This is a genomic window from Streptomyces lydicus (genome assembly GCF_004125265.1).
Taxonomy (GTDB): Bacteria; Actinomycetota; Actinomycetes; order Streptomycetales; family Streptomycetaceae; genus Streptomyces; species Streptomyces lydicus_C.
This window is the reverse complement of sequence record NZ_RDTE01000003.1, coordinates 5,801,949-5,827,393: the sequence shown is the minus strand read 5'-3', so window position 1 is coordinate 5,827,393 and position 25,445 is coordinate 5,801,949. Positions and strand designations below refer to the sequence as shown.

At 70.8% G+C, this 25,445-nt stretch carries 20 protein-coding genes and 2 tRNA genes; 12 read left to right on the top strand and 10 right to left on the bottom strand.

Translation table 11 applies throughout. The features are described from left to right. The first annotated feature begins 115 nt into the window (after positions 1-115). On the top strand, positions 116-1,930 hold the full coding sequence (locus tag D9V36_RS28160; RefSeq protein WP_129296206.1) for a putative bifunctional diguanylate cyclase/phosphodiesterase: 1,815 nt from the start codon (positions 116-118) through the stop codon (positions 1,928-1,930). Positions 1,931-2,104: 174 nt separating this feature from the next. Here the strand turns inward: D9V36_RS28160 and D9V36_RS28155 are convergent, their stop codons facing one another. From D9V36_RS28155 to D9V36_RS28145, 3 genes are all read right to left on the bottom strand, one after another. Then, on the bottom strand, positions 2,105-3,220 hold the full coding sequence (locus D9V36_RS28155) for an LLM class flavin-dependent oxidoreductase (RefSeq protein WP_129298744.1): 1,116 nt from the start codon (positions 3,218-3,220) through the stop codon (positions 2,105-2,107). Between the two features lie 146 nt (positions 3,221-3,366). Beyond that, the gene (locus D9V36_RS28150; RefSeq protein ID WP_129296205.1) at positions 3,367-4,110 is read right to left on the bottom strand and encodes a maleate cis-trans isomerase family protein; all 744 of its coding nucleotides are present in this window, start codon (positions 4,108-4,110) and stop codon (positions 3,367-3,369) included. Between the two features lie 192 nt (positions 4,111-4,302). Next, on the bottom strand, positions 4,303-5,217 hold the full coding sequence (locus tag D9V36_RS28145) for a maleate cis-trans isomerase family protein (RefSeq protein ID WP_129296204.1): 915 nt from the start codon (positions 5,215-5,217) through the stop codon (positions 4,303-4,305). Between the two features lie 209 nt (positions 5,218-5,426). Here D9V36_RS28145 and D9V36_RS28140 point away from each other — a divergent pair, with 209 nt between their 5' ends. Both D9V36_RS28140 and D9V36_RS28135 read left to right on the top strand, forming a co-directional pair. Beyond that, a complete protein-coding gene (locus D9V36_RS28140; RefSeq protein ID WP_129296203.1) occupies positions 5,427-6,392 on the top strand; it encodes a D-2-hydroxyacid dehydrogenase in 966 nt (321 codons plus the stop codon). A gap of 78 nt (positions 6,393-6,470) precedes the next feature. Next, positions 6,471-7,892, top strand: a complete 1,422-nt coding sequence (locus D9V36_RS28135; protein WP_129296202.1) for an amidase — start codon at positions 6,471-6,473, stop codon at positions 7,890-7,892. Between the two features lie 67 nt (positions 7,893-7,959). Here the strand turns inward: D9V36_RS28135 and D9V36_RS28130 are convergent, their stop codons facing one another. Then, positions 7,960-8,460: a DUF3830 family protein gene (locus tag D9V36_RS28130; protein ID WP_129296201.1), complete on the bottom strand. Its 501-nt coding sequence runs from the start codon at positions 8,458-8,460 to the stop codon at positions 7,960-7,962. 110 nt (positions 8,461-8,570) lie between these two features. Between D9V36_RS28130 and ehuB the strand changes: the two genes are divergently transcribed. From ehuB to D9V36_RS28100, 6 genes are all read left to right on the top strand, one after another. Then, entirely contained in the window at positions 8,571-9,509 is a 939-nt protein-coding gene (gene ehuB, locus D9V36_RS28125; protein WP_129296200.1) for an ectoine/hydroxyectoine ABC transporter substrate-binding protein EhuB, read from the top strand. Further along, positions 9,506-10,237 (top strand): ectoine/hydroxyectoine ABC transporter permease subunit EhuC, encoded by a 732-nt coding sequence (gene ehuC, locus D9V36_RS28120; protein ID WP_129296199.1) that lies wholly within the window; start codon positions 9,506-9,508, stop codon positions 10,235-10,237. Before ehuB ends, ehuC begins: the two co-directional genes overlap by 4 nt. A 32-nt stretch (positions 10,238-10,269) precedes the next feature. Further along, positions 10,270-10,887: an ectoine/hydroxyectoine ABC transporter permease subunit EhuD gene (gene ehuD, locus D9V36_RS28115; protein ID WP_241721361.1), complete on the top strand. Its 618-nt coding sequence runs from the start codon at positions 10,270-10,272 to the stop codon at positions 10,885-10,887. Then, positions 10,877-11,719 carry an ectoine/hydroxyectoine ABC transporter ATP-binding protein EhuA gene (gene ehuA / locus D9V36_RS28110; protein ID WP_277753476.1) on the top strand — a complete coding sequence of 281 codons (843 nt, stop codon included), beginning with the start codon at positions 10,877-10,879 and terminating at the stop codon, positions 11,717-11,719. The genes ehuD and ehuA overlap by 11 nt, the downstream gene beginning before the upstream one ends. A 480-nt stretch (positions 11,720-12,199) precedes the next feature. Next, positions 12,200-12,958: an IclR family transcriptional regulator gene (locus D9V36_RS28105; protein WP_129296197.1), complete on the top strand. Its 759-nt coding sequence runs from the start codon at positions 12,200-12,202 to the stop codon at positions 12,956-12,958. Between the two features lie 73 nt (positions 12,959-13,031). Then, a tRNA-Lys gene (locus D9V36_RS28100) sits at positions 13,032-13,105 on the top strand. A 131-nt stretch (positions 13,106-13,236) separates the two neighbouring features. Here D9V36_RS28100 and D9V36_RS28095 read toward each other — a convergent pair. From D9V36_RS28095 to D9V36_RS28075, 4 genes are all read right to left on the bottom strand, one after another. Then, the gene (locus D9V36_RS28095; protein ID WP_129296196.1) at positions 13,237-15,057 is read right to left on the bottom strand and encodes an AMP-binding protein; all 1,821 of its coding nucleotides are present in this window, start codon (positions 15,055-15,057) and stop codon (positions 13,237-13,239) included. A gap of 44 nt (positions 15,058-15,101) precedes the next feature. Then, on the bottom strand, positions 15,102-15,695 hold the full coding sequence (locus tag D9V36_RS28090; protein WP_129296195.1) for a lytic polysaccharide monooxygenase auxiliary activity family 9 protein: 594 nt from the start codon (positions 15,693-15,695) through the stop codon (positions 15,102-15,104). 215 nt (positions 15,696-15,910) lie between these two features. Further along, complete coding sequence (locus tag D9V36_RS28085) at positions 15,911-17,080, bottom strand: hypothetical protein (RefSeq protein ID WP_241721074.1); 1,170 nt, start codon at positions 17,078-17,080, stop codon at positions 15,911-15,913. Positions 17,081-17,277: 197 nt separating this feature from the next. Continuing rightward, the gene (locus tag D9V36_RS28075) at positions 17,278-17,697 is read right to left on the bottom strand and encodes an SsgA family sporulation/cell division regulator (RefSeq protein WP_241721073.1); all 420 of its coding nucleotides are present in this window, start codon (positions 17,695-17,697) and stop codon (positions 17,278-17,280) included. Between the two features lie 455 nt (positions 17,698-18,152). Here D9V36_RS28075 and D9V36_RS28070 point away from each other — a divergent pair. The 3 genes from D9V36_RS28070 (at position 18,153) to D9V36_RS28060 (ending at position 23,445) form a co-directional block, all read left to right on the top strand. After that, positions 18,153-18,226, top strand: a tRNA-Lys gene (locus tag D9V36_RS28070). 1,167 nt (positions 18,227-19,393) lie between these two features. Further along, a complete protein-coding gene (locus D9V36_RS28065) occupies positions 19,394-21,493 on the top strand; it encodes a glycosyltransferase family 2 protein (protein WP_241721072.1) in 2,100 nt (699 codons plus the stop codon). Beyond that, entirely contained in the window at positions 21,490-23,445 is a 1,956-nt protein-coding gene (locus tag D9V36_RS28060; RefSeq protein ID WP_129296194.1) for a kelch motif-containing protein, read from the top strand. Before D9V36_RS28065 ends, D9V36_RS28060 begins: the two co-directional genes overlap by 4 nt. Before the next feature lie 73 nt (positions 23,446-23,518). Here D9V36_RS28060 and D9V36_RS28055 read toward each other — a convergent pair whose 3' ends face one another. Beyond that, on the bottom strand, positions 23,519-24,598 hold the full coding sequence (locus tag D9V36_RS28055; RefSeq protein WP_129296193.1) for a glycoside hydrolase family 6 protein: 1,080 nt from the start codon (positions 24,596-24,598) through the stop codon (positions 23,519-23,521). A gap of 142 nt (positions 24,599-24,740) precedes the next feature. Next, a complete protein-coding gene (locus D9V36_RS28050; protein WP_129296192.1) occupies positions 24,741-25,439 on the bottom strand; it encodes a sortase domain-containing protein in 699 nt (232 codons plus the stop codon). Positions 25,440-25,445 lie beyond the last annotated feature (6 nt).

Here is a 25,445-nt window from a genome sequence, read left to right as displayed (position 1 = left end):
CCACACTTTCCAGCGCGAGATCCCCCCTCCATCACGAGACAGCGCCATGCGGGAGCGAGCAGTGAGCGGACACCCCGACAGTCCGGGCCGCACGCCCGGAGCGACGCTCCCCTCAGTGACGGAGCGTGATGGTACGACCAATGCATCCGCCGATGCCCGGCACGCCCCCGCCGGCCGCCGCGACCACACCACGGCCTCGCTCGGCGACTACCGCGCCACCTTCCACGCCGCGCGGCTGGCGATGGCCGTCCTCAACCGCGACGGCCTGGTCCTCGCGGCCAACGCAGCCTTCGGGGAACTGGTCGGCGCCGACCCGGCCGAGCTGGTCGCCGCCACCGCGGCGGACCTCACCGACCTCGGCGCCGACCCGCTGGTGTGGACCGCCTACCGCGAGGTGCTGTGCGGCCGCAGCGACCGGCTGCGCTGCACCCGGCGCCTCACACACCCCGAGGGGCACTCCATCTGGGTGGAGGTCATCGTCGAGCCGCTGACGCCGGAACCGCTCAGCGGCGAGGAGCGGATGCTGCTGTCGGTGGCGGACATCAGCGACCGGCACGACCTGCTGGCCCGGCTGCGGCATCTGCAGATGCACGATCCGGTGACCCGGCTGCCCAACCGGGCGCTGTTCTTCGAGCGGCTGTCCGCCGCGCTGGAGACCGCCTCCTTCGCCCCGTCCGGCACCGGCCGGATCGGGCTGTGCTACCTCGACCTGGACGGCTTCAAGGCCGTCAACGACACCCTCGGGCACCGCGTCGGCGACCGGCTGCTGAGCGCGGTGGCCCAGCGGCTGACGCGCATCGCGGAGAGCGCGGCGGAGCGCGGGCCGGGCCGGACGGGGCACCTCGTCGCGCGACTGGGCGGTGACGAGTTCGCTCTTTTGGTGGAGGACTCCACCGGCACCGACCAGCTGGCCGAGCTGGCCCAGTGCGTCCTGGACGCGCTGCAGCGCCCGTTCGACCTGGCCGGGCAGCGGCTCTCGGTCTCGGCGAGCATCGGCGTCGTGGAGCGGACCGCAGGCGGCACCACGGCGACCGGCCTGATGCAGGCCGCGGACACCACGCTGTACTGGGCCAAGGAGGACGGCAAGGCCCGCTGGACGCTCTTCGACCCGGAGCGCAACGCCCACCGGATGACCCGGCAGGCGCTCTCCAGCACCCTTCGCCCTGCCGTGGACCGCGGCGAATTCACCCTGGAGTACCAGCCGCTGGTCGGACTGGACGACGGCCGGGCGCAGGGGGTGGAGGCGCTGGTGCGCTGGCGGCACCCGCAGTTCGGGACGCTGTCGCCGAATCGGTTCATCGCCCTGGCGGAGGAGAACGGCGCGATCGTCGAGCTGGGCCGCTGGGTCCTGGAGCGGGCCTGCCACCAGGCGCGGGCCTGGCAGCTGGCGCACCCCGGCCAGCCGCTGTTCGTCAGCGTCAATGTGGCCGTACGTCAGGTGTGGGACTCCGACCTGGTCGCGGATGTCGCCGGGATCCTGGCCGAGACCGGGCTGCCGCCGCGGCTGCTGCAGCTGGAGCTGACCGAGTCGGCGGTGATGGGCTCGGCCGGCCGGCCGCTGCAGGCCCTCCAGGCGCTCAGCGACATGGGCGTACGGATCGCCATCGACGACTTCGGCACCGGCTACTCCAACCTCGCCTACCTCAGCCGCCTCCCGGTGTCCGTACTGAAGCTGGACGGCTCCTTCGTCCGCGGCTTCCGCTCGCAGGAGCACCCCAACCCGGCGGACGAGATGATCGTGGAGGCGCTGGTGGCGCTGGCGCACCGGCTCGGCCTCACGGTCACCGCCGAGTGCGTGGAGAGCGCCGAACAGGCGGAACGGCTCCGCCGGATCGGCTGCGACACCGGACAGGGCTGGCTCTACTCCCGTCCCGTGGCCCCCGACCGGGTCGAGGCCCTGCTCGACGCGGGGCGGCACACGGGGGCCTGAGGAGGCTTCGCTTACGCGGAACCGGGCTCGGCCGGTGCGGGCGGAACGCCGTTCGGCCGACCGCACCGGAAAAAGAATCCCGCCGCGACGGCGCGCAACGCCCAGGGCGAGGGTCCGGCTCCATCCCCACCGGCCCCGGTCACATCCCCGGCCCCGGCCACGCCGTCCGGCGCCCTACATCCCGTACGCGTCCGCGATCAGCTCGTACGAGCGGAGCCGGGCCGGGCCGCCGTGAGCGTTGGCGGTGATCATCAGTTCGTCGGCGCCGGTGCGCTTGGCGAGAGCGTCCAGGCCCTGGCGGACGGCGTCCGGAGTGCCGTGGACGACATTGCCGAGCCAGGTGTCGACGAAGTCCCGCTCCATGTCGCTGAAGCCGTACGCCTCGGCCTCCTCGGGGCTGGGGACCAGACCGGGGCGGCCGGTGCGGAGCCGGAGCATGGACAGCGCGCCGGTCATGACCTGGCGGCGGGCCTCCCGCTCCTCCTCGGCGGCCAGCGCCGCGACCCCGATCAGGGCGTACGGCTCGGACAGCACCTCGGAGGGGCGGAAGGAGGCGCGGTAGAGGTCCAGCGCGGGGAGGGTGTTGGCCGCGGAGAAGTGGTGCGCGAAGGCGAACGGCAGACCGAGGGAGCCGGCGAGCCGGGCGCTGAAGCCGGAGGAGCCCAGCAGCCACAGGGGCGGCCGGTGCCGGGACTGGACGCCGCCGGGCGAGGTGGCCTGCACCGGTCCAGGGACCGCGTGGATCCTGGCGTAGGGGTGGCCGTCGGGGAAGGAGTCGTCGAGGAAGCGGGTCAACTCGGCCAGCTGCTGGGGGAAGTCGTCCGCCCCCTCGTGCAGCCTGTCCGTCCTGCGTAGTGCCGCGGCGGTGGCGCCGTCCGTGCCCGGTGCGCGGCCCAGGCCCAGGTCGACCCGGCCGGGGGCCATCGCCTCCAGGGTGCCGAACTGCTCGGCGATCACCAGCGGGGCGTGGTTGGGGAGCATGACGCCGCCGGAGCCGAGGCGGATGCGCTCGGTGTGGGCGGCGAGGTGGGCGAGCAGCACCGCGGGCGAGGAGGAGGCGACGCCGGGCATGGAGTGGTGCTCGGCGACCCAGTAGCGGTGGAAGCCGCGGCGTTCGGCCGTACGGGCGATGCCGACGGCCGTACGGACCGCGTCGGAAGCGGTGTACCCGGCGCCGACCGTCACCAGGTCGAGCACCGAGAGGGGGACCGGCGCGGTGCCCGGCGCCGCGCCCCGTATCCCGTCGCCGCTTTCGCCGCTCGCCTCGTCGCTGTCCCGGGCCTTGTCCATCTCGCCGCTCACGGTGCGGGTCCTCCTCGCGTCGGTGGTCTGCGAGGAGGACAACCGGAGTCGTTCTCCACTTATTCCCGGGTCAGGTCGCCGGGCGGACCGCCAGGCCGGAACGCCGGAACGGACCGCCTGGCCGGACCGCCGGGTCAGATCCGGGGTGTCTCCTGGCCGTGCGCCGTCCGCGAGAAGAGGGTGCCCAGCACCGGGCAGGACACCGTGCGGTCGAGCAGCCGCAGCCCTTCCCAGACCGTCACCTGATTGGCGGTGAGCACCGGCTTGCGCAGCTCCGCTTCGAGGGCCGGCAGATGCTCGGCGGTGTGCAGTGCGGTGTCCGGCAGCAGCACCACCTCGGCGTCGGGATGGTCGCCCGCCCGGGCGAGCGCCAGCACCTCCTCGCTGCCCCAGGTGCCGACCTCGGCCGCGGTGATGATGCCGCTCCCGCGGGTCGAGACGACCTCCGTGCCGGCGGACTTCAAGAACGCGTGGAAGCGCTCGGCCACGTCGTCGGGGTAGGTGGCGGCGATCGCCACCCGCCGGGCCCCGAGTGCCTGGACGGCATGGGCGAAGGCGAAGGAGGTGCTGGAGGCGGGCAAGCCGGCGGTGACGGACAGCTCCCGGACCTGTTCATGGGCGCCCTCCCAGCCGAAGACGAAGCTGGCGCTCGTACAGGCCCAGACGACCGCCTCGGCGCCGCGCTCCTTGAGCTCGTCGACACCGGCCGCCAGCCGTCCGGCGGAGCCCATCTCCAGCAGCGCGTCGACCCGGTGGGCGTCCTCGCCGATATCGGTGTGGACGAGCGGCAGACGGATCCCGCCGCCCAGGAGCGATTCGAGCCGGGGGTAGTCATCCTCCGCGGAGTAGCCGGGGTAGAGGAAGCCGACCGATGCCATGCAGTTCTCCCTTGCGTGTACGGCTGCGGATGCGATGCAGGGGCTTTCGTGGAGACGGGTGTCTCACCGGGTGGTGGTGCATCGAAGTGCGGAAGGGGCGCGGAAGGGTGCGCAGGGGTGCGGAGGGGCGCTGCCGGCGGGTGGGACCACACCGGCAGCATCCGTGGTGGTGCGGGCAGGTACGGACCCGCCTCACACCGGGGGCAGACCTCCCGTGTCCTCGGGTGGATAGGGCGGGGGTTCCAGACCGTCGAGGGCCTCCCCGTCCGGTGCCGGGGCGGATCCGGCGAAGGCGGCCTCGGGGGTCGCCCCCGTCAGCCCTTCGCCCGGTCCCGCCTGCTCCGATCCGGTCATCGCAGCGGGGCCGCGGCGCGCCACCGGATCGAGCAGCGCCTGGTACGGGCCGACCGCCTGGGCGCCGATGGCGCGCAGCGCCGCCCACATGGTGACCTGATTGGCGGACAGCACCGGCATCCGCAGCTCGGCCTCCAACTGCGGGATGACGTCGTAGGTCGGCAGATTCGTACAGCTGATGAAGAGGGCATCGGCGGAGCCGACGACGGCCGCGCGGGCCATGTCGACGACGTCGCGGTACGGCACCTTCCAGATGTGCCGGGTCAGCCCGAGGTAGGCGCGGCCGGTGACCGTGATGCCTGCTTCACCGAGGTAGTCCTCCAGGGAGTCGGTGACCGATTTCGTATAGGGCGTGACCACGGCGATGCGCCGTGCGCCGATCTCGCGCAGCGCTTCGATCAGTGCGCCCGATGTCGTGAGGGAGACGACCTCCCCCGCCTGGGCCATGGCGGCGCACATGGCCCGTTCGCCCGCCACCCCGGCGACAAAGCTGCCGGATGTGCAGGCATAGGAGATGACCTGCGGTGATACCGCGCACAGCGCCTGGACGGCGGCCTGCAGCGTTTCGTGCTCGCTGACCAGACGGGCCAGATCCAGGCTGACCTCGACGGGCACAAAAGGGGTGCGGGTGAGGTGGAGGGACACGTCGTCGGGGACCCAGCGCCACAGCTCTCTGTCGAGAGCGAAGTCGAAGGGAGCGACGACGCCCACGCCGAGCTGCGGCTGTGGGCCACCCAGAAAAGAGACGTCCATGAAGGCCCCTAGAACAAAAACGAAGGGCTGGAATGGCCAGGCCAGTGGCCGGGGATGAGGTGCAGCCGGATCAAGCCGGGACGTCGGAACAGAGCCGTTGTTGACACGGTAGATACGACTTCTTAGCGTGGTCAATCCTCGCATCCCAGGCATCTGTCGGCGCCCCTTTCCAGGGAAAGGGGCTCACGTTTCAGAACGGTTTCTGGCCCATGTCCGAAAGCACCGTCCTCGTCCTCGGTTCCGACCCGCCGCCGAAGCTCGACCGGCTCGCCGGCCGGGCTCGGGTGATCTTCACCGATGAGGATTCGCTCGCCGACCGACTCCCCACCGCCGACGTCCTGTTGGCCTGGGATTTCACCTCCGATGCGATCCGCAGAGCCTGGCCCGAGAAGGGCCCCAGGCCCCGGTGGGTGCACACCGCGAGCGCGGGCGTGGACCAGCTGCTGTGCCCGGCGCTGATCGCCGACGACACCCTGGTGACCAACGCCCGGGGGGTCTTCGAGCAGCCGATCGCCGAGTATGTGGCCGGGCTGGTGATCGCCATGGCCAAGGACTTCTACGGAAGTTGGGAGCTGCAGCGGCAGCGGCGCTGGCAGCACCGCGAGACCCTGCGGCTGGCCGGCAGCCGGGCGGTGGTGGTGGGCTCCGGGCCGATCGGCCGGGCCATCGGCACCACTCTCCTGGCACTGGGTGTCAAGGTCGATCTGGTCGGCCGCCGGGAGCGCGGGGACGACCCGGAATTCGGCCTCGTCCATGCGAGTGACGCCCTGAACGGCCTCCTGCCCCGGGCGGATTGGGTGATCTGCGCGGCGCCCCTGACCGAGGCCACCCGCGGTCTGTTCGACACGGCGGCGTTCTCCCGGATGCCGCCGCGGGCCCGGTTCATCAACATCGGGCGCGGGCCGCTGGTCGTCGAGGACGCCCTGGTCGCGGCGCTGCGCGAGTGGCGGATCGCGGCGGCGGCGCTGGACGTCTTCGAGCAGGAGCCGCTGCCGGAGAACAGCCCGCTGTGGGACGTCCCGCATCTGATCGTCTCGCCCCATATGAGTGGCGACACCCTGGGCTGGCGGGACGCCCTCGCCGAGCAGTTCCAGGACAACTTCGACCAGTGGTCGGCCGGCAAGCCGCTGCACAACCTCGTCGACAAGCGGCTCGGGTACGTACCGGTGCGGTGACGGCGCCGGCTGCCGGACCGGGCGCGCCACCCCGCCCCGCCGCCGTCCCGCCCGGGGCGGCCAACGCTCGGAGGACGTATGACCACCGAACCGACCCACCTCGCCGACCTCACCGCCACCCGGCTCACGGCCGGGTACGCGGCCGGCGAGTTCTCTCCCGTCGAGGTCGTCCGGGCGGTGCTGGAGCGCGCCGAGGCCGCACAGGCCGCGACGAACTGCTTCACCCGGATCGACCCGGACGAGGCGCTGTCGGCCGCCGGGGAGGCGGAGGAACGCTGGCGGGCCGGTACGCCGGCCGGGCCGGTGGACGGGGTGCCGGTCACCGTCAAGGACCTGATCCTCACCCGGGGCGTGCCGACGCTGCGCGGTTCGCGGACGGTGCGGGCCGAGGGCCCGTGGGAGGAGGACGCCCCGTCGGTCGCCCGGCTGCGGGAGTCCGGGGCGGTGTTCGTCGGCAAGACCACCACCCCGGAGTTCGGCTGGAAGGGCGTCACCGACAGTCCGCGGCACGGGGTGACGGGCAATCCGTACGACCCGGGGCGCACCGCGGGCGGCTCCAGCGGCGGCAGTGCGGCGGCGGTGGCGCTGGGCGCCGGGCCGCTGAGTCTGGGCACCGACGGCGGCGGTTCGGTCCGTATCCCGGCGTCGTTCTGCGGGATCTTCGCGCTCAAGGCGACCTACGGGCGGGTGCCGCTGTATCCGGCGAGCCCGTTCGGGACGCTGGCGCACGTCGGGCCGATGACCCGGGACGCGGCGGACGCGGCGCTGATGATGGAGGTGATCTGCGGCGCGGACTGGCGGGACTGGTCCCAGCTCGGCCCGTCCTGCGGGTCGTTCCGGGAGGCGCTGGCGGGCCCGGTCTCCGGGCTGCGGGTGGCCTACAGCCCGTCGCTCGGCTGGGACGTGCCGGTCGCGCCGGAGGTGGCGGCGGCGGTCCGGGGGGCCGTCGACACGCTGGCCGGGCTCGGCGCGTCCGTCGAGGAGATCGACCCGGGCATCGCGGACCCGGTGGAGGCCTTCCACACGCTGTGGTTCAGCGGCGCGGCCCGGGTGGTGCAGCATCTGGACGACGACCGGCGGACGCTGCTCGACCCGGGGCTCCGGGAGATCTGCGAGCAGGGCGCCCGCTACAGCGCACTGGACTACCTGGCCGCGGTCGATACCCGGATGGCGCTCGGTCAGGCCATGGGACGCTTCCACAGCGCCTACGACCTGCTGGTGACCCCGACCGAGCCGATCACCGCCTTCGAGGCGGGCGTCGAGGTACCGCCCGGATCCGGCCACACCCGCTGGACGGGCTGGACTCCGTTCACCTATCCGTTCAACCTCACCCAGCAGCCGGCCGCGACGCTGCCCTGCGGGGTGGACGGCGACGGGATGCCGATCGGCGTCCAGCTGGTCGGCGCGCGGCACGCGGACGCACTGGTCCTGCGCGCCGCGCACGCCCTCTACGAAGCGGGGACCGCGGAGATTCCCGCGCCTCCTGCCCCCAGGGGCTGACCACGGCGTCCCGTCGCCGCCCCCGAAGGGACGGGGGCGGCGACGGCGGGACTTTTGACGACAGGCCCTACGCCCGCCGGAAGTTGAGGGTCTCCCCCAGGGCTCCGGCCCGCCACAGGTCCTGGCAGGCGTCGGCCATCCGGTCCAGGCCGTCGACGACGCTGCCCCACACGATGCCCGGCACCCAGCCCGCGTCACCGTTGATCAGCAGATTGTTGCGCTCGTAGAACAGCGCGAGGTCGACGACGGTGGCGCGGCCCTGATGTTCGGCCTGGGTCTCGTAACCGTAGGACTTCGTCCCCAGTTGGGTGTCGGTGAAGGTGAAGTAGCACAGATCGCCGGGGATCGGAGTGATCGTCGGATTCTCCAGCGGCGGCTCCTCCGGGGCGAACGGCGCGAGCAGGGCGTAGATCTCGTTGCGGGCGTATTTGGCGTGATAGACGTCGCCGCCCAGCGGGAGCGCGTCCCAAACGGCATTGCAGGTGATCGGCGCGCGGTCGTCGAGCAACTTGGCCGTGCAGCTCACGCCGCGCTTGTCCAGGGAGACTTCGATGAAGCGATCGGTCATGCCCCGATCGTAGGTGGGCAATACCGGCGTACGGAACAACTCCGGGGCGCTTGCATCAAGGGCTGGAAACGATCGGCATATATGCCAGGCGTTCGGGTAGCCGCGCGCCCATGGCTCCACCACAGGAGAACACCAAAATGATCAAGAGAAAATTGACTGAAGGCATCCGGCGGCGAACGCTGCTCGCGGGGGTGGCGGCGCTCGGCGCGGCGGGTGCGATGGGAGCGGGCACGGGCTGCTCCCGGGTGGATGTCTCCGGGGCGACCGGGGGCGGGCACCAACTGGAGGATCTGCGGAAGAAGGGCACCGTCCGTATGGGCATCGCCAGTGAGCCGCCCTATGCCTCCATCAACGACAAGGGCGAGCTGACCGGCGAGGCCCCCGCGGTCGCCAAGACGATCTTCCGGCGGCTGGGCATCAAGAATTTCGAGCCGGTACCGGTCGAATTCGGCGCACTGGTGCCGGGACTGCACTCCTTCCAGTACGACGTGATCGTCGCGGGCATGTTCATCAACAAGGCCCGCTGTGCGGCCGTTCTCTTCTCCGATCCGGATTACGAGAGCAAGGACGCTTTCCTCGTCCCCAAGGGAAACCCGCAAAATATCCATACCTATGCGGATATCGCCAGGAAACACCTCCGGATGGGCTCCGGTATCGGTTATGCCGAGATCGACTACGCGGTCGGCAACGGCGTCAAGAAGAGCACCATCCAGACCTACGGCGACCAGATCGCCGGGATGGAGGCCCTGGAGGCCGGCCGGATCGACGTCTTCGCCGGCACCGCGCTGACCATGATCGAGGCGCTGAAGACCGGCGCCCACCCCAAGGTGGAGATGACCCGGCCGTTCACGCCGGAGGTCGACGGCAAGCCCCAGCGCGACGGCGGCGGCTACGGCTTCCGGATCGGCGAGACCAAGCTGCGCGACGCCTTCAACCGCGAGCTGCACAAGATGAAGAAGAGCGGCGAACTCCTGCGCATCGCCCGGCCGTACGGCTTCACCAAGGAGTTCCAGACCGACCTCACGGCGAAGGAGCTCTGCAAGAAATGACCGGTGCTCTGTGGGGACTCTTCTTCGAGGGGCTGTGGATCACCATCCAGCTGATGGTCTACAGCGCCGCCCTGGCCGCCGTCGTCGCCTTCGGCATCGGCCTGGCGCGCACCTCGCGGTTCTGGATCGTCCGCTTCCTGTCCGGGGTCTACGTGGAGTTCTTCCGCGGCACCTCGGCCCTGGTGCTGATGTTCTGGCTGTTCTTCGCGCTGCCGCTGCTGGGCTGGCAGCTGGTCGGCATCTGGGCGGGCACCCTGGCGCTGGGCCTGTCGTACGGCGCGTACGGCTCCGAGATCGTCCGCGGCGCCGTCCAGGCGGTGGCACCCGCCCAGCGCGAGGCGGCCATCGCGCTGAGCTTCACGCCCTGGCAGCGGCTGCGGAAGGTGATACTGCCGCAGGCCGTCCCCGAGATGATGCCGCCCTTCAACAACCTGCTGATCGAGCTGCTCAAGGGCACCGCGCTGGCCTCGCTGCTGTCCATCGGTGAACTCACCTTCCAGGCCAAGCTCGCCCGGCTGTCGACGGGCCAGAGCGCCCAGATCTACGGCATCATCCTCGTCCTGTACTTCGCGGTGGCGTTCGTGCTGACCCGGATCATGCGGGTGCTGGAGCGCCGCGCCAAGGCCTCGGTCGGCCGGGCGGTGCCCAAGGGCGAGGGCTGGTTCTCCCGCAAACTGCCCGTCGAGAAGCAGGGCCCCGAGGCGCTGGCCACCGGAGGAAAGCCGTGAACAACTGGTCATGGAGCTACGTCGGCGAGATCATGCCCGACATCCTCAAGGGCCTGTGGATCACCGTCCAGGCGACGATCTACGGCTCGCTGGTGTCCTTCGCGCTCGGGCTGGTGTGGGCGCTGGCGCTGCGTTCGCGCAGCCGCTGGGTGACCTGGCCGGTGAGCATCTTCGTCGAGTTCATCCGCAACACCCCGCTGCTGGTGCAGCTGTTCTTCCTGTTCTTCGTCCTGCCGACCTGGGGTCTGGCCTTCGCGCCGCTGACCACCGGTGTCATCGGCCTGGGCCTGCACTACTCCACGTACACCTCCGAGGTCTACCGCGCCGGTATCGACGGGGTGCCGGAAGGGCAGTGGGAGGCCGCCACGGCGCTGAGCCTGCCGCGCCGGCGCACCTGGACCGCGGTGATCCTTCCGCAGGCGTTCCGCCGGGTGGTGCCCGCGCTGGGCAACTACGTCATCGCGATGTTCAAGGACACGCCGCTGCTGGCCGGTATCACCGTCGCCGACATGCTCTTCCAGGCGAACAGCATCAGCGCCACCACCTTCGACTACCTGGAGCCGATCACCGTCGTCGGCGTCCTGTTCGTGGTCATCTCCTACCCCACCTCCCTCCTCCTGCGAGCCCTGGAGCGTCGCCTTGTCCGCTGACCACACCCCCGCGAAAGAATCGGCCACCCCGGCGGACGGGGCCTCCCCCGGGGCGGAGTCCGGCGAAGGCACCGAGCTGATCCGCTTTGACAAGGTCACCAAGCGGTTCGGGGCCCACACCGTCCTGGATTCCCTGGACTTCACCGTCTCGTCCGGCAAGCACGTCACCCTCATCGGCCCGTCCGGTTCCGGCAAGACCACCATCCTGCGGCTGCTGATGACGCTGCTGAAGCCGGACGAGGGCACCATCAAGGTCGGCGGCACGTACCTGACGCACGAGGAGAAGGGCGGCAAGCTCGTACCGGCCGGGGAGAAGCACATCCGCGAGGTCCGCAAGAACATCGGCATGGTGTTCCAGCAGTTCAACCTCTTCCCCAATATGAAGGTGCTGCGGAACATCACCGAGGCGCCGGTGCACGTCCTGGGCATGAGCAAGGACGCCGCCGAGGAGCGGGCCCGCGACCTCCTCGAACTGGTGGGCCTGACCGAGCACCTCGACAAGTACCCCACCCAGCTCTCCGGCGGACAGCAGCAGCGGGTCGCCATCGCCCGGGCCCTGGCGATGCGCCCGCAGGTGCTGCTGCTGGACGAGGTGACCTCGGCGCTGGACCCGGAGCTGGTGGCCGGGGTGCTGGACGTCCTGCGGGACATCGCGCACACCACCGACATCACCATGCTGTGCGTCACCCACGAGATGAACTTCGCCCGGGACATCTCCGATGACGTCCTGATGTTCGACGCGGGCCGGGTCATCGAATCCGGCGCTCCGGAAAAGATCTTCTCGGAGCCGGAGCACGAGCGCACCCGGGAATTCCTGAGCGCGGTGCTGTAGAGCGGTGCCGGGGAGCAGTCCTGTGGAGCAGTCCTGTGGAGCGGTGCTCCGGAAGGGCAGCCGCCGGGCGCCGGGGCCGGTGTCGTGAGCCGGCCCGGCGCGCACGGCCGGATTTGGCTCCCCGGGTGTCGGGGGACCGGGCGTCCGGCTTCCGGACCGGCTCATGGAACCGGCCACAGATGTGGCCGGTTCCGGCCCCTTCGGGGGCGCTCCCCCTCCCCGGCCCCGGCGTATACCGGTGCCGCGAGGCGCAAAGCACCGGAACAGCGGGAGCACCTTGACCTTGGCATATGCCGAAGCCTCGAACCCCGGTACGGAAACGGCGGGCCCGCTTCTTTTCGGTCAAGACCCCCTCCCCCGAGGGCCGTTGACCGCTATCGTGAGGGCAACGCCGTTGTCCGGGACCGGCCGCACGAGCGCCGGCCGGGACCGCCGACGACCGTCATGCCGCAAGCGGTAACAACCTGCTGGGGGGACACCGTGGCGCTGAAGCCCGAGCCGACCGCGCCGTTCCATTCGGTGCAGTACGCCCTTCGCGTGCTCGAAACGATCTCCAGGCACACCGCCGGTGTGACCGATGCGCAGATCGCCCGCGAAACGGGACTCTCCCCGGGCCAGCTCGCCCACATGCTGTCGATGCTCCGGCGCGAGGGCTACGTCGAGCAGGTCACCGACGGCGCGTACGTCGTAGGTGAATCGCTCCTGCTCCTGGGAGCGGGCGGCGACCGCAACCAGGCACTGCGCGACAAGCTCCAGCTCACCCTCGACCACCTGCGCGACTCGGTCGGCGCGGCGGTCTACATCAGCCGGTACATCGACGGCGAGGTGAAGATCCTCCACTACGCCGACGGACCACTGGCCCCCAAGGTCAACGAGTGGGCCGAATTCCACCGCACGGCGCACGCCAGCGCGGTCGGCAAGTGCCTGCTGGCGCAGCTCGACCACGACGGCCGCAAGGACCACCTCTCGCGCCACAAGACCGCCCGGCTCACCTCCCGGACGATCACCAACGAGAAGGTCCTGTTCCACAAGCTCGACAGCCAGCCGCCCACGGTCCCGGTACTCGATCTCCAGGAGTACGCCGTCGGCACGGTCTGCGCGGCCGTACCGATCACCGCCGGCGCGACGGTCGGCTGCCTCGCCCTCTCGATGCCGCTGGAGCACGCCCACCGTCTGCGCCAGGCCGCCGACACCCTGAACCGCCAGGCCGCGCCGGTACTGCTGTCGCTGGCGATCTGAGCCCCTGCGCCCCGACCCGCTTCCGTGGTCATGAGCACCCCTCTCGACCAGGTAGTATTTCTTTCGTCAGCGCGCGCCGCTAGCTCAGTTGGTTAGAGCAGCTGACTCTTAATCAGCGGGTCCGGGGTTCGAGTCCCTGGCGGCGCACGTACCAAGTGGGCGTTTCCGGTTCTCCGGGAACGCCCACTTTGTTGTGCCGGGGGGCCGACCAGGACGGTCGGGCCGGATCGCTGAGGTGTCTCACTGGACCGGACCGCCGGGCGGCCGTCCGTCGTGGGTCACCGGTCCAGGAGGTGGGCCCGGTCGTGGTCGCGGTACAGCGCCAGCAGTGCGGCGCGGTCCGCGGCGGTGAAGCGGCGGTAGGTGCTGCCGGCCGGGACGGTGGGGGCGACCGGGGCGAGGGGCGCGGCGGGCTCGGCCGACTCGGAAGGGCCCGCCGCGGAGACCGGGGACCACCAGACCGGCTCCGGGCACCGGAAGCCGGTTTGGCGCAGGGCGACCCGATGCACCTTGTGGGTGGCGGTGACCGGCAGCGCGTCCAGGGTCCGTACGAAACGGGGAGCCATCTTCGTTCCGAGATCGGGCTGGGCGGCGAGGAAGGCCACGAAGTCGTCCGGGTCGAACACGGCGCCGTCCCGCAGCGCCAGCGCCGCCATGACCTGGTCCCCCGCGACCGGGTCGGGTACCGCGTACACGGCCACACCGGCGGCCGGGGCGTACCGGGCGAGGATGTTCTCGATCATCGCGGCGGCCAGGTTCTCGCTGTCGACCCGCAGCCGGTCGTCCGTCCGCCCGGCGAAGTGGAAGAACCCCTCGGTGTCCCGGAAGAAGAGGTCGCCGGTCCAGTACCAGCCCGCGCCGACCCGGCCTTCGCCCCGGCCGCGGGTGCGGGCCGCGGTCGCCTCGGGGTTGCGCCAGTAGCCCTCGAAGGAGCTGCGGCCACGGTTGACCAGCTCCCCCGTCGCCTCGCTCCCGTTCAGCAGCCGGCCCGCCGGGTCGAGGCGGGCGCGCGGCAGCTCCACGCCGGTCTCCGGATCGACGACGGCGAGATCGCCTCCGGGGGCCGCCCGGCCGATGGCGCCGGGCGGGGTGTCCGGGGTGTGCTGGATCGCCGCGCCGCCCTCGGAGGAGCCGTACCCCTCGGTCAGGCGGACGCCGAACCGTTCGGCGAAGCGGGCGGCGTCGACGGTGCCCGCCTCGGTGCCGAAGCCGCAGCGCAGCGTGTGGTCCCGGTCGTCGGGGGCGGGCGGGGTGGCGAGCAGATACTGCACGGCGCGGCCGACGTAGGTGAAGTAGGTGGCCCCGTAGCGGCGCACATCGGGGAGGAAGGCGGAGGCCGAGAAGCGGCGGCGCAGCGCGACGGCGGCCCCTCCGGCGAGCGCCGGTGCCCAGCCGGCGATCACGGCATTGCCGTGGAACATCGGCATGCAGAGGTAGTGGACGTCGTCCCGGCGCACCCCGAAGTACCTGGCCAGCGAGTGTCCTGCGGCGGCCAGCCGGCCCTGGGTGCACAGGGCGGCCTTGGGTGCGCCGGTGGAGCCGGAGGTGAAGGAGAGCAGCATCCGGGAGGCGGGGGTCGGGGTGCGGGCGGCGCCGGGTCCGCGTCCGCCGGCCGCCGTGATCCCGTCGGGCGTCGCGTCCTCGTACGGTTCGAGCAGGGCACGGTAGGCCGGGTCGTCCACGACGAGGATCCGCCGGGGCGGGACCGGGAGGTCCAGGCCGGCGAGCAGGGGCAGCTGGGCGCGTTCGGTGATCAGCAGCGCGCAGTCGGTGTGGCTGATGTCGCGGGCGAGTTCCGGCCCGCGGCGGGTGGGGTTGATCCCGGCGACCGCGGCCCCGGCGAGCGCCGCCGCGCTCAGCCACAGCGGGTACTCGGGCACGTTGCCGAGCAGCACCCCGAGGTGCGGCTCGGCACCGCGTGGCAGCAGCTCCCCCAACAGCGCCGCCCGCACGGCGGCGCCGCCCGCCAGCTCGTGATGGGTGAGCACCAGGTCCCCGTACTTCGCTCCCACCCGGTGATCACCCCACTGTGCCCGGACGAGCTCCGCGACGGTGGTGGCGCCGGAACGTTCCTGACCGCTGGTGCCGTTGGCTGCCATGGCGCCGGAGGGTAGCTGAGGTTGCGTCAGGTGGGGAGGGGGCCTCAGGAGAGGTCGACGTCCGAGCAGGCGTAGAAGGCGTTGCCCGTGTCGGCGATGTTCCAGACGCCGAGGATGAGGTGGCGGCCGGATTTCCGGGTGGGGACGGTGCCCTGGTGCTGGACGGTTTCGCCCGGTCGGGCGCCGCCCATGGGGACCGTCATGAACGGCTGGGGTTCCAGGTCGGCGCGGGTGAGCGGCCTGCTCGGGTCGTAGCCGTCCTTGGTGATGAAGTACATGAAGTCCGTGGTCGCGTGGCGTGCCGTCAGCCGCCAGGTGAAGGTGTAGCCCTGTCCCGACGAGAGCCTGGTGCCGGGCCACTTTCCGCCGCGCGGGTCGTCCAGCTGGGCGAAGTTCCGCTGCCCGCCGGAACAGATCCTGCCGTCCGCCGGGCCGGCGGCCGGGAAGCCCTTGGGGCCCTCGACGCTCTGCGGTTCGTACTGGATCGCGCCGCAGTCCTTGACCGTGCCCTTGGCGCAGAGCGCCTGCCGGCTGGGCGGCGCGTCGCTGTAGCCGTGGCTGGAGGCGCTGTTCGCCGAGAGGAGGGAGACGCCGAGGACACCGAGGCCGATCACGGCCGCACCGATCTTTTTGCGCATGCTTCGCTCCTGAAGAACGTGGGGGAGTTCCGTGCCGGGAGAAATGCAGTGCACTGCGATGCCGACTCTGCGGTCTAGACCAAGTAGCAGAGTAAGACTGCGGCATTGGCAAGTCCAGACCAATCACAGGCCGCGTCAGACCACGTCAGACCAAGCCCGTCGGACCAGGGTGAAGCCGGGCCGAGCCGATGCAGGCCAGGTCGGGCCGGAGCAGGTCAGGCTGCCGCCGTGAGTGGGGCCGTGGTGGGGCGGGCGGCGGCCTGGACGAGCGCCGTATAGGTGCGGCGGAGGGCGATCAGGGACTCCTGGGCCTCGCGGTAGACGGCGGCGTCGGGGCCGCCGCGGTGGGCGAGGGTCCGTACGGGTGCACAGTGGCGGTCCATCGCGCTGAGCCAGGCACGGTGCTGCGCCGGGAGATGGCGCCGCAGCAACTGGCGCCTGCCCTCGCCCATACGGCGTCCGCCGATGCCCAGCACCGCTTCGGCCGCCTGGAGGACCGGTGGCTCCAGGGCGCCCTGTTCGGCGAGCGCGCCGAGCACCGCACGCTGCTGCGGTGTGGCCGGCGCGGCCGCCAGTTCCGCCGCCTCGGCGACGAGCTGGGCACGCAGCGCGTGCTGGACACGGACCAGGCGGCGCAGCGCGGTCGGGGTGGAGGAGTCGTCGGGCGACCGGCCCGCGAGGGTTTCGGCGAGCCGGAAGAGCCAGATTCCGTGCGCCTCCAGGCGGGTCGCGGCCAGCATCAACCGGTCCAGGCGGCTGAGCGGCTGGCCCTCCGGCGCCCAGCGGACGATCGGCACGAGCACTTCGGTGCGGGCCAGTTGGTCTATGGGGATATGGCGGCGGGGCTTGCGCTCGGGGACCCAGTTGTGGAGCGCGAGGGTGGGCAGGGCGACGAACTGATCGTGGTCGATACGGTGGGCGATCGCCGCCCACAGATCGAGAAACGCCTCGTCGGCGACCTCGCGAGCGGCCGGAGCCTGCGGGTCGAGTCCACCCCAGCCGCAGGAGACCGCGATCACCGCGATCCGCAGGGCGGCGGCCTCCGCATTGCGCAGGGAGAGGCGGGAGACGCGCTGCCGCAGGGCGGACAACTCCTCCGCGCGGTGGGCTCGTTCGACGAGCGCGATGGCGGCCTCACGGTCGGGCGCGACCGCGGCCGCGCGCGCCATGGCGTCCAGCCGGGTCCAGGTTCCGATCATGGAACGGACGGGCGGCCGCTCGGGCAGAAAGCCATGGGCGCAGGGGTCGTGCGGGGAGACGGAGGCAGATTCGGCGGAGGCGGCGGACGTGGCGGAGGCGGCGGAGGCGGCGGACTCCGCGGAGGCGTCCGGGGTGGCCTGGGTGGCCTGGGTGGCCGTCGGTATGCCGGGAGCGGTCGCCGCCACGTCCGCAGACCCGTCCGGTGTCCTGCCCCTGCTCGTGCTCGTGCTCGCGGACCGGGCCGCGGGCACAGCCGCAGCCCTGGTCGCACTCACGGCCCCCGCCGCAGCCCCGCCCGTGGGCACAGCCGTGGTCGCAGCCGGAGTCGCATTCGAGGTCGTAGTCGTAGTCGTAGTCGTGATCATGATCGCTCTGTCCCCCCTCAGCACTTCCCGGCGAACAGCCGGGCCAGGTGAGTGTCCATGTCGAGATAGCGGTCCTCATGGCCGGGCGGAACGATCGCCGTGGTCTGCTCCAGCCAAGCGGTCAGCTCAACCGCGCGCACGGACAGCTCACACACGCTGTCATCGGTGGACAGCTCGATGTGCACCCGATGTGATGCGCCCGGCCGGCGGAAGGCCCACACCCGTACGTCCCCCTCACCTGCTTCGTCGTGCAGCCCCGCCAGCAGCAGATCACGGGCGAACAGCCAGGTGGCCACCTTCTGGCCACGGCTGATGAACGCGACCTCGACCTCGTAGGGGCGGTCGCTGCGATAGCTGAACCGGCCGGCCACCGGAACCGCTTCGTCCGGCCCGAGGAGGAGCTGCATCTCAAGGGTGCGCTTGGCTGTCGACACCACGACGATCAACCTTTCCGACGGAGGGGCGAGTCCCGGGGACCCGGTCCGGGGCGCGCGTCCTGGCAGACGTTGCTGTGGAGGGTGGGGTTGCAAAGGGGAGAGGAGGAGTGACGGACGCCATGGCCGACACCCTCCGGGCGCGCTCCGTTCTTTCGTCCCGACGTTCGTTTCAGCCTCTCAACCGGCAGGAGATATCGCATGTTGACGGGGCAACGGATGGCCTACCGTCACGGAGCCGATGAAATCGATCTTTGTGGAGCAATGCGGGCGGGGCGCGGGACGAAGGCCCCGGACCAAGACCCTTTTGCCCCCTATGAGGTGGCCGTCCGGCGAGGTAGACGGAACCACCGGGCATCACGGCGGGTGACCGGGATCACATGGGCCGAGGGCGTGGGTGCGGCGGTCGGGGGTACGGAGCACCTCTCGTGTTCGTGTAAAGTTCTTCAGGTCAGCGCGCGCCGCTAGCTCAGTTGGTTAGAGCAGCTGACTCTTAATCAGCGGGTCCGGGGTTCGAGTCCCTGGCGGCGCACGTAAGACTGAGGCCCCTCGCCACGCGGGGGGCCTCAGTCATGGGGTCGACCGGGCGAGTGACCGCCCCCTCTCCCACTCCCTCCGGGCCCCCGGACGGCGGCAGCCGGATCCCTTGCGATCACAAACGGTAATTGCCCGATCGCATACAGATTCACCCGCCTGCGGCACCCCACCCCTTCCGTCCAGGTGCGCCGCTCCGCCGTTCACACCCTTCCGCACCTATCCCCTGGGCCCCCTCTCGGCCGGCGGCTGCGATCCCGGCCCCCACGGCGGACGCCCCGGACCGAGTAGGCGGCGACGCCATGGCGGCAGGATCCCGGAAATCACGGCACCGCCACTCGCGGAAGGCGCTTCCGACACTCCCCCGGCGAGGGCCACCAATAGGCCGGGCGAGCAGGGATCCCTCTCCCGGGAAGTGACCACACCTTCAGCCAAATCGGCATACTCAGAGGTAACTTCATCGGAGTCGGCAAACGAGCCGAACGCGCCATGGAATCACCCTCGTCCGCCCGGCCGGCGAATTCCCGCAGACGCCGATCCGCGCCGCGCGCTCCACCGCTCAAGTCCCCTGACCAGGCTGTTCGTTCAGGGGATGGCGACCTCGGCGCCCCCGTCACGCCCCGCCCGAAAATCCCTTGGCACTCCGGCCGGCTTTACCGGTCGAGGGTGGATCGACCGGCGAATTACCGGCCTGTAGCACCCTCTTTACGCAGGGGATACTACTGAACACCCAGAGCGAGGAGACCTCGGCGATTGCCCCCGATATCCGTTGACAGCGGGAGAATTGACGTCAGTCCTGTATCAAAGTGATGTGCTTCGCGCCACACACGGCCCCGTCTTGCGCACTCTTGTACACAATTCCCTGGACAACTCTTGCCATCACGACGGCGGTTAGGGAACCTGACCTGATAACTCGGCGAAATGAGGGCCGCATCCAGCCGAGTGGGACCAGCCGGGCACGCCGGATGGCGTGATGTGAACACGGGGAAATCGCCGCTTGGCAGGATCGCGGCAGCGTTGCATACGCAACCGGAGGACGGCTGCCAACCGTCCGACGGTGCAGGCGGCCGACAGCAAAGCGCCCGAGTCGGTCGCGGGGGACCGCGGACTCGGGCCATCAGCACAGACGGCACGCAGCCATCGTTGCGTGCGGGGGGATGGACTCATGACGTCGCCGCCTGACGGCTCCCGGCCGCAGCGCCCGTACGACCCGTCGGCCACGGCGCGCCTGCGCGTGCCACGCCAGCAGCGGCAGCGGCGGCCCCAGCGCAAGCCGCTGCCGCGCTATGACTACGAGCACTACAGCCGGCTGGCCGGGCCGCTCACCCGGCCCGACCCGGACAAGCCCTACAAGGTCCGCTACCGCTCGCTGCTCGCGGACGAACCGCACCGCATACGGGCGGCCCTGCTGCTCGGCGCCGCGCCGCTGGTCTCGTTCGGGCTGCTGGTCTGGCTGATGCAGCCGAACCACTGGACCGAACGCGACTACCCCGCCTATGACTTCCTCCCGGCGCTGGACGTCGTCATGCTGGTCTCGATCGGGCTGATCGAGCTGTTCCGGTGCATGAATGTGCTGTCCAACGCGCATGCCACCCTGGTCGCCCGCGACCCCGTCCCGGTCATACCCGAGAGCGGCACCCGCGTCGCCTTCCTCACCTCGTTCGTGCCGGGCAAGGAACCCCTCGCCATGGTGACGAAGACGCTGGAGGCGGCGGTCAAGATCCGCCACCGCGGTCTGCTGCACGTCTGGCTGCTGGACGAGGGTGACGACCCCGAGGTCAAGGAAGTCTGCCGGCGCCTGGGCGTCCACCACTTCAGCCGCAAGGGCGTCCCGGAGTGGAACCAGGCCAAGGGCCCGCACCGCGCCAAGACCAAGCACGGCAACTACAACGCCTGGCTGCAGGCGCACGGCGACGCCTACGACTACTTCGCCTCCGTCGACACCGACCACGTCCCGCTGCCCAACTACCTGGAGCGGATGCTGGGCTTCTTCCGCGATCCGGACGTCGGCTTCGTCATCGGCCCTCAGGTGTACGGCAATTACGACACCTTCGTCACCAAGGCCGCCGAGTCGCAGCAGTTCCTCTTCCACGCGCTGGTCCAGCGGGCCGGCAACCGCTATGGCGCCCCGATGTTCGTCGGTACGTCCAACGCCGTGCGCATCAGCGCGCTGAAGCAGATCGGCGGACTGTACGACTCGATCACCGAGGACATGGCGACCGGCTTCGAGATGCACCGGCACAGCAATCCGCAGACCGGGAAGAAGTGGCGCTCGGTCTACACCCCGGACGTGCTCGCGGTCGGCGAGGGGCCCACGGCCTGGACCGACTTCTTCACCCAGCAGCTGCGCTGGTCGCGCGGGACGTACGAAACGATCCTCAAGCAGTTCTGGAAGGCGCCGTTCACGCTGCCCGCGGGCCGGCTCTTCAACTACACCATGATGGTGATCTTCTACCCGATGTCGGCGCTGAACTGGATCCTGGCGGCGCTCAGTTGTGCGCTGTTCCTGGGTCTGGGGGCCTCGGGTGTGCAGATCGATCCCGCGGTGTGGATGATGCTCTACGGCAATGCCTCGGCGCTGCAGATCGGCCTGTACATCTGGAACCGGCGGCACAATGTCTCGCCGCACGAGCCGGAGGGCTCCGGCGGGGTCGCCGGCATGGTGATGTCCGCGCTGTCCGCGCCGATCTACGCCCGGTCGCTGTTCGACACGGTGCTGCGCCGCAAGAGCAAGTTCGTGGTGACGCCGAAGGGCGACTCGTCCAGCCCGGACACGCTCTTCGGGACGTTCCGGGTGCACCTGTTCTTCCTGCTCGTCTTCGGGGGCTCGCTGATCGCCTCGTTCGTGCTGGGGCACAGCCACCCGGCGATGGTCACCTGGGCCACGCTCGCGATGCTGATCACCGCCGCGCCGATCATCGCCTGGCGGGTGTCCGTACGGGGTGAGGAACGGAAGCGGAGGGAGGCGGCGGCTGCCGGGGGTGCCGGCGGTGCGGGTGGTGCCGGTGGCGGCGGTGCGGGTGCCGATGCGGCCGATGGTGCTGCGGACGGTGCCACGGACAGTGTCGGGGAGGGTGCGGCGCCGGCCGCCGCCCGGGCCGCCGGACAGCCGGCCGGCCCCTCCGCCGGCCCGCCCGAGGGTCCTGACCAGGCCCCTGACCAGGCCCCCGACCAGGCCCGTGGTCAGACCACTGAACAGGCCGACGCCCCGGCCGTCAGCTCCGAACAAACCCTGCAGATCGCCCTTGGGGGACGTCACACATGAAGTACCGTCCGAACCGTCGCACCCGCCGAGTGGCGATAGCGGCGGCGGTGGTGCTCGCGCTCGCCGCGATGAACGGGCCGGCCCTCTACGGCTTCGCCTCGGAGCAGTACCACCAGTACAAGATCAACAAGCCCGAGTACAAGGCGGCGAACGGCCACTGGGACGTCGTCAACGTCCCCGACAAGTACCGCATCAACACCATCCACGCGGCCCTGCTGCACACCGGGAAGGTGCTGCTGGTCGCCGGCTCCGGCAACAACGCGGCCAACTTCAAGGCCAAGTCGTTCCGTACGGTCCTGTGGGATCCGGAGAAGAACACCTTCAAGAACATCCCCACGCCCAAGGACCTCTTCTGCTCCGGGCACACCCAGCTCCCCGACGGCAAGCTGCTGGTGGCCGGCGGGACCCAGCGCTACGAGAAGCTGAACGGCGATGTGAAGAAGGCCGGCGGCCTCATGATCGTCTACAACGAGGACCCGGACGCCCCGAAGACCTTCCCGGCCGGCACGCTCTTCACCGGCAAGAGCAACGGCAAGACCTTCGCCTCCAAGGACCCGGTCGTGGTGCCGCGGGCGAAGAAGAAGACCGATCCGAAGACCGGCAGGGTCACGGTGGTGCACAGCGAGGCCCGGGTCTATGTCGAGGCCCTCAAGGACGGCCGCAGCCACTCCACCGGGGCCCAGGACAACTACCGGATCCACGGCCTGACCGGCGCGGCCGCCCACAACTTCTACGGCATCGCACAGAAGCTGTCCTTCGACAAGAAGGACTTCCAGGGGATCAAGGACTCCTTCGAGTTCGACCCGGTGGCCGAGCGCTACGTGCCCGTCGACCCGATGAACGAGGCCCGCTGGTACCCGACGCTCACCACGCTGCAGGACGGCAAGGTCCTCTCCGTCTCCGGGCTGGACGAGATCGGGCAGGTCGTCCCCGGCAAGCAGGAGGTCTACGACCCGAAGACGAAGAAGTGGACCTACCTGCCCAAGCGACGTTTCTTCCCGACCTACCCGGCGCTCTTCCTCACCGACCAGGGGCGGATCTTCTACACCGGTTCCAACGCCGGCTACGGCCCGGACAACATCGGCCGCACCCCCGGCATCTGGGACCTGAAGTCCAACAAGTTCCAGGTCGTGCCCGGGATGAGCGATCCGAAGATCCTGGAGACCTCGATGTCGGTGCTGCTGCCGCCGGCCCAGGAGCAGCGGTACATGGTGCTGGGCGGAGGCGGGGTCGGCGAGGACCCGAAGTCCACGGCCAAGACCCGCATCGTGGATCTGCACGCCCCCTCGCCCCGCTTCAAGGACGGTCCTCCGCTGTATGCGAAGGCCCGCTACCCGAGCAGCGTGATCATGCCGGACGACACCGTGCTGACCACGAACGGCTCCGGTGACTACCGCGGCCGCAGTGACTCCAACATCCTCAAGGCGGAGCTGTACGACCCGGCGACCAACTCCGCCCGCCAGGTGGCCGACCCGCTGGTGGGCCGTAACTACCACTCCGGTGCCCTGCTGCTGCCCGACGGCCGGGTGATGACCTTCGGCTCGGATTCCCTGTACGCCGACAAGGACAACACCAAGCCGGGCGTCTTCCAGCAGCAGATCGACCTCTACACCCCGCCGTACCTCTACCGGAAGTCGCGCCCCGAGCTGACGGAGGAGGCGCCGAAGACGGTCTCGCTCGGCAGCAGCGCGACCTTCGGCTCCCCGCACGCGGCCGGCATCAAGAAGATGCGGCTGATGCGCCCCGGCTCGTTCACCCACGTCACCAATGTCGAACAGCGCTCGATCGCACTGGACTTCACGGTGGCCAAGGGCGGGAAGGGAGTGACGGTCACCCTGCCCAAGGACCCGTCGCTGGTGCCGCCCGGGTGGTACATGCTGAACGCGGTCGACGGGCACGGCACCCCGTCGAAGGCGGTGTGGGTGAAGGTGCCGGCGACGCAGGGTCGGTGAGTGGTACGGCAGGGGCCGCAGCAGGTCCGGCCGGGCCCGCTGCGGCCTGACCTGCTGCCGCCCGCTGCGCCCGCTATTCGGCGCTGCGGGCCAGCCCCAGGGCGTACTCGGGCCACCAGGTGCCCGCCTTGGGGCCGCCCTTGCAGGTGCCGTCCGACTCCCCCGGGCGTTTGATCCACAGGTAGGCGGCTATTCGGGGGTCGCCGGTCTTGGTGGTCGGCGCGGTGCCCAGGGCACGGCCGGGCGGGTTGCACCAGTTCTCCGGGTCGTCCCCGCCGGGGGCCGGACCGTTGCCGTTGCGGCTGGTGTCGATGACGAAGGGCTTGCCGCCGACCATGTCGGACAGCCGCTTGCCGTACGTCGTGTTCTCGGCGGTGGTCTGGTAGTTGGAGATGTTCAGCGCGAAGCCGTCGGCGCGGTCGATGCCGGCCCGTTTGAGGGGTTCGACCATCTGGCCCGGGTCCTTGATCCAGTGCGGATTGCCGGCGTCCAGATAGACCTTGGTGTGCGGCAGCGCCTTGAGCTTGCCGACCGCTTCCGTCAGCAGGGCGTAGCGCTCCTCGTGGAACTGCTGCGGGGTGCACTTGTCCGCGATGTGCGGCAGCGCGTCGGGCTCCAGGATGACGGTGGTGGCACGGTCACCGATGCCCTTGAGCACGCCGTCCAGCCAGGACCGGTAGGCATTGCCGTCGGCGGCGCCGCCCTGGGAGTAGCGGCCGCAGTCGCGGTGCGGGATGTTGTAGAGAACGAGCAGCGCCTCGCGGTCGGCCTTGGCGGCCGCCTGGGTGAAGCCGCGCGCCTCCCCCTGGGGGTCGTCGACACCTATCCATTCCGCGACCGGCTGCGCCGCGATCTTGTTGGCCAGGCGGGCGTCCGCGGCCTTGCCCTCGTCGCCGTAGTCGGATACCTGGCGGGCCGCCTTGCTGTCCGGGTTGACCCAGAACGGCGCGACGGCCTTGGGGCGTTGGCCCGGTTTGGCCGGAACGCTGTCGTCACTGCCACCGGACGAGGAGCAGCCGGCGAGCAGCAGCAGGGCCAGTGCCCCCACCGCCGTCCTCGTCGATGCCGCCCCGGCATGCGCGGTCCGCCGCCGGCCGTCGCGGGGCCCGCCGGGCGGCCCGGTACCGGCCGTCCGTCGCAGATCGCCGTACATCCACTCCCCCTCGGAACATCGGACAGGGCCGGCGGGGACCGCCGGTCTCACCATCGTGGCACACGGGCATCCGCCGGGGTCGGCCTGTGGACGGGCTGTCCACAGGCTGCTAAGACGCTTGACGAATGGCGCTCGTGATGGTTCAGCCGCCCCGTGTGCCTGCCGCCTGAAGAGACGTCAAACAGGCCGACACCACGACCACGTTCGGGGCCCCGTCGCCACGGGCGCGAGGGGCGGCGTGGCCGCGACCGCCGTCTCCGTCGCCCTCACCGTCTCCCTCGTCGACGATCAGCCGGAGTTCGGAGCGGCCCCGGTCGCGGGCGGCATAGGCCCTGCGTGCGTCGAAGCGGTCACGGTCGTAGAGCTGGACGTCCTCGACGGTGAAGCGTGCGGTGCTGCCGTCGGAGCGCTGGATGTCCACCCGGTCCCCAGGACCGAGGGCGGTCAGACGGTGCACGAGGGCCTGCCGGGCATGTGGATCGCGGCCGGAGCCGCCCCGGCCCACGAGCAGCGCCGCGCCCGCCTCGCCCGGTTGCGGCCCGTCGGCGTACCAGCCGACGAGGGCCGGGGAGGTGTCCGGGGGCGGGGTGAGGATGCCGTACGCGTCGAGGCCTCGTGCGACGATGCCGCCCTCCCGTACGCCGAGGGCGTCGATGGTGAGGCCCACGGGCTCCGCCTTCACGGCGGCGGTCAGCGGCGCATGCGCCTGCGGAGGGGCCTGACGGCCCAACGGGCGCCCGACGGCGGCGACATCACCGGTCGTGGCGAGCTGCGCGGCCACCCCGTCCGCCAGATCCCGGCCCCACAGCCACAGCCCCAGCAGCAGCACGGCCCAGGCCACACCGGC

Excerpts from the sequence above, each read along its gene's own strand:
- D9V36_RS28155 (WP_129298744.1), bottom strand. The coding sequence starts at position 3,220 with ATGGACAAGGCCCGGGACAGCGACGAGGCGAGCGGCGAAAGCGGCGAC.
- D9V36_RS28150 (WP_129296205.1), bottom strand. The coding sequence starts at position 4,110 with ATGGCATCGGTCGGCTTCCTCTACCCCGGCTACTCCGCGGAGGATGAC.
- D9V36_RS28145 (WP_129296204.1), bottom strand. The coding sequence starts at position 5,217 with ATGGACGTCTCTTTTCTGGGTGGCCCACAGCCGCAGCTCGGCGTGGGC.
- D9V36_RS28140 (WP_129296203.1), top strand. The coding sequence starts at position 5,427 with ATGTCCGAAAGCACCGTCCTCGTCCTCGGTTCCGACCCGCCGCCGAAG.
- D9V36_RS28135 (WP_129296202.1), top strand. The coding sequence starts at position 6,471 with ATGACCACCGAACCGACCCACCTCGCCGACCTCACCGCCACCCGGCTC.
- D9V36_RS28130 (WP_129296201.1), bottom strand. The coding sequence starts at position 8,460 with ATGACCGATCGCTTCATCGAAGTCTCCCTGGACAAGCGCGGCGTGAGC.
- ehuB (WP_129296200.1), top strand. The coding sequence starts at position 8,571 with ATGGCTCCACCACAGGAGAACACCAAAATGATCAAGAGAAAATTGACT.
- ehuC (WP_129296199.1), top strand. The coding sequence starts at position 9,506 with ATGACCGGTGCTCTGTGGGGACTCTTCTTCGAGGGGCTGTGGATCACC.
- ehuD (WP_241721361.1), top strand. The coding sequence starts at position 10,270 with ATGCCCGACATCCTCAAGGGCCTGTGGATCACCGTCCAGGCGACGATC.
- D9V36_RS28095 (WP_129296196.1), bottom strand. The coding sequence starts at position 15,057 with ATGGCAGCCAACGGCACCAGCGGTCAGGAACGTTCCGGCGCCACCACC.
- D9V36_RS28090 (WP_129296195.1), bottom strand. The coding sequence starts at position 15,695 with ATGCGCAAAAAGATCGGTGCGGCCGTGATCGGCCTCGGTGTCCTCGGC.
- D9V36_RS28065 (WP_241721072.1), top strand. The coding sequence starts at position 19,394 with ATGACGTCGCCGCCTGACGGCTCCCGGCCGCAGCGCCCGTACGACCCG.
- D9V36_RS28060 (WP_129296194.1), top strand. The coding sequence starts at position 21,490 with ATGAAGTACCGTCCGAACCGTCGCACCCGCCGAGTGGCGATAGCGGCG.
- D9V36_RS28055 (WP_129296193.1), bottom strand. The coding sequence starts at position 24,598 with ATGTACGGCGATCTGCGACGGACGGCCGGTACCGGGCCGCCCGGCGGG.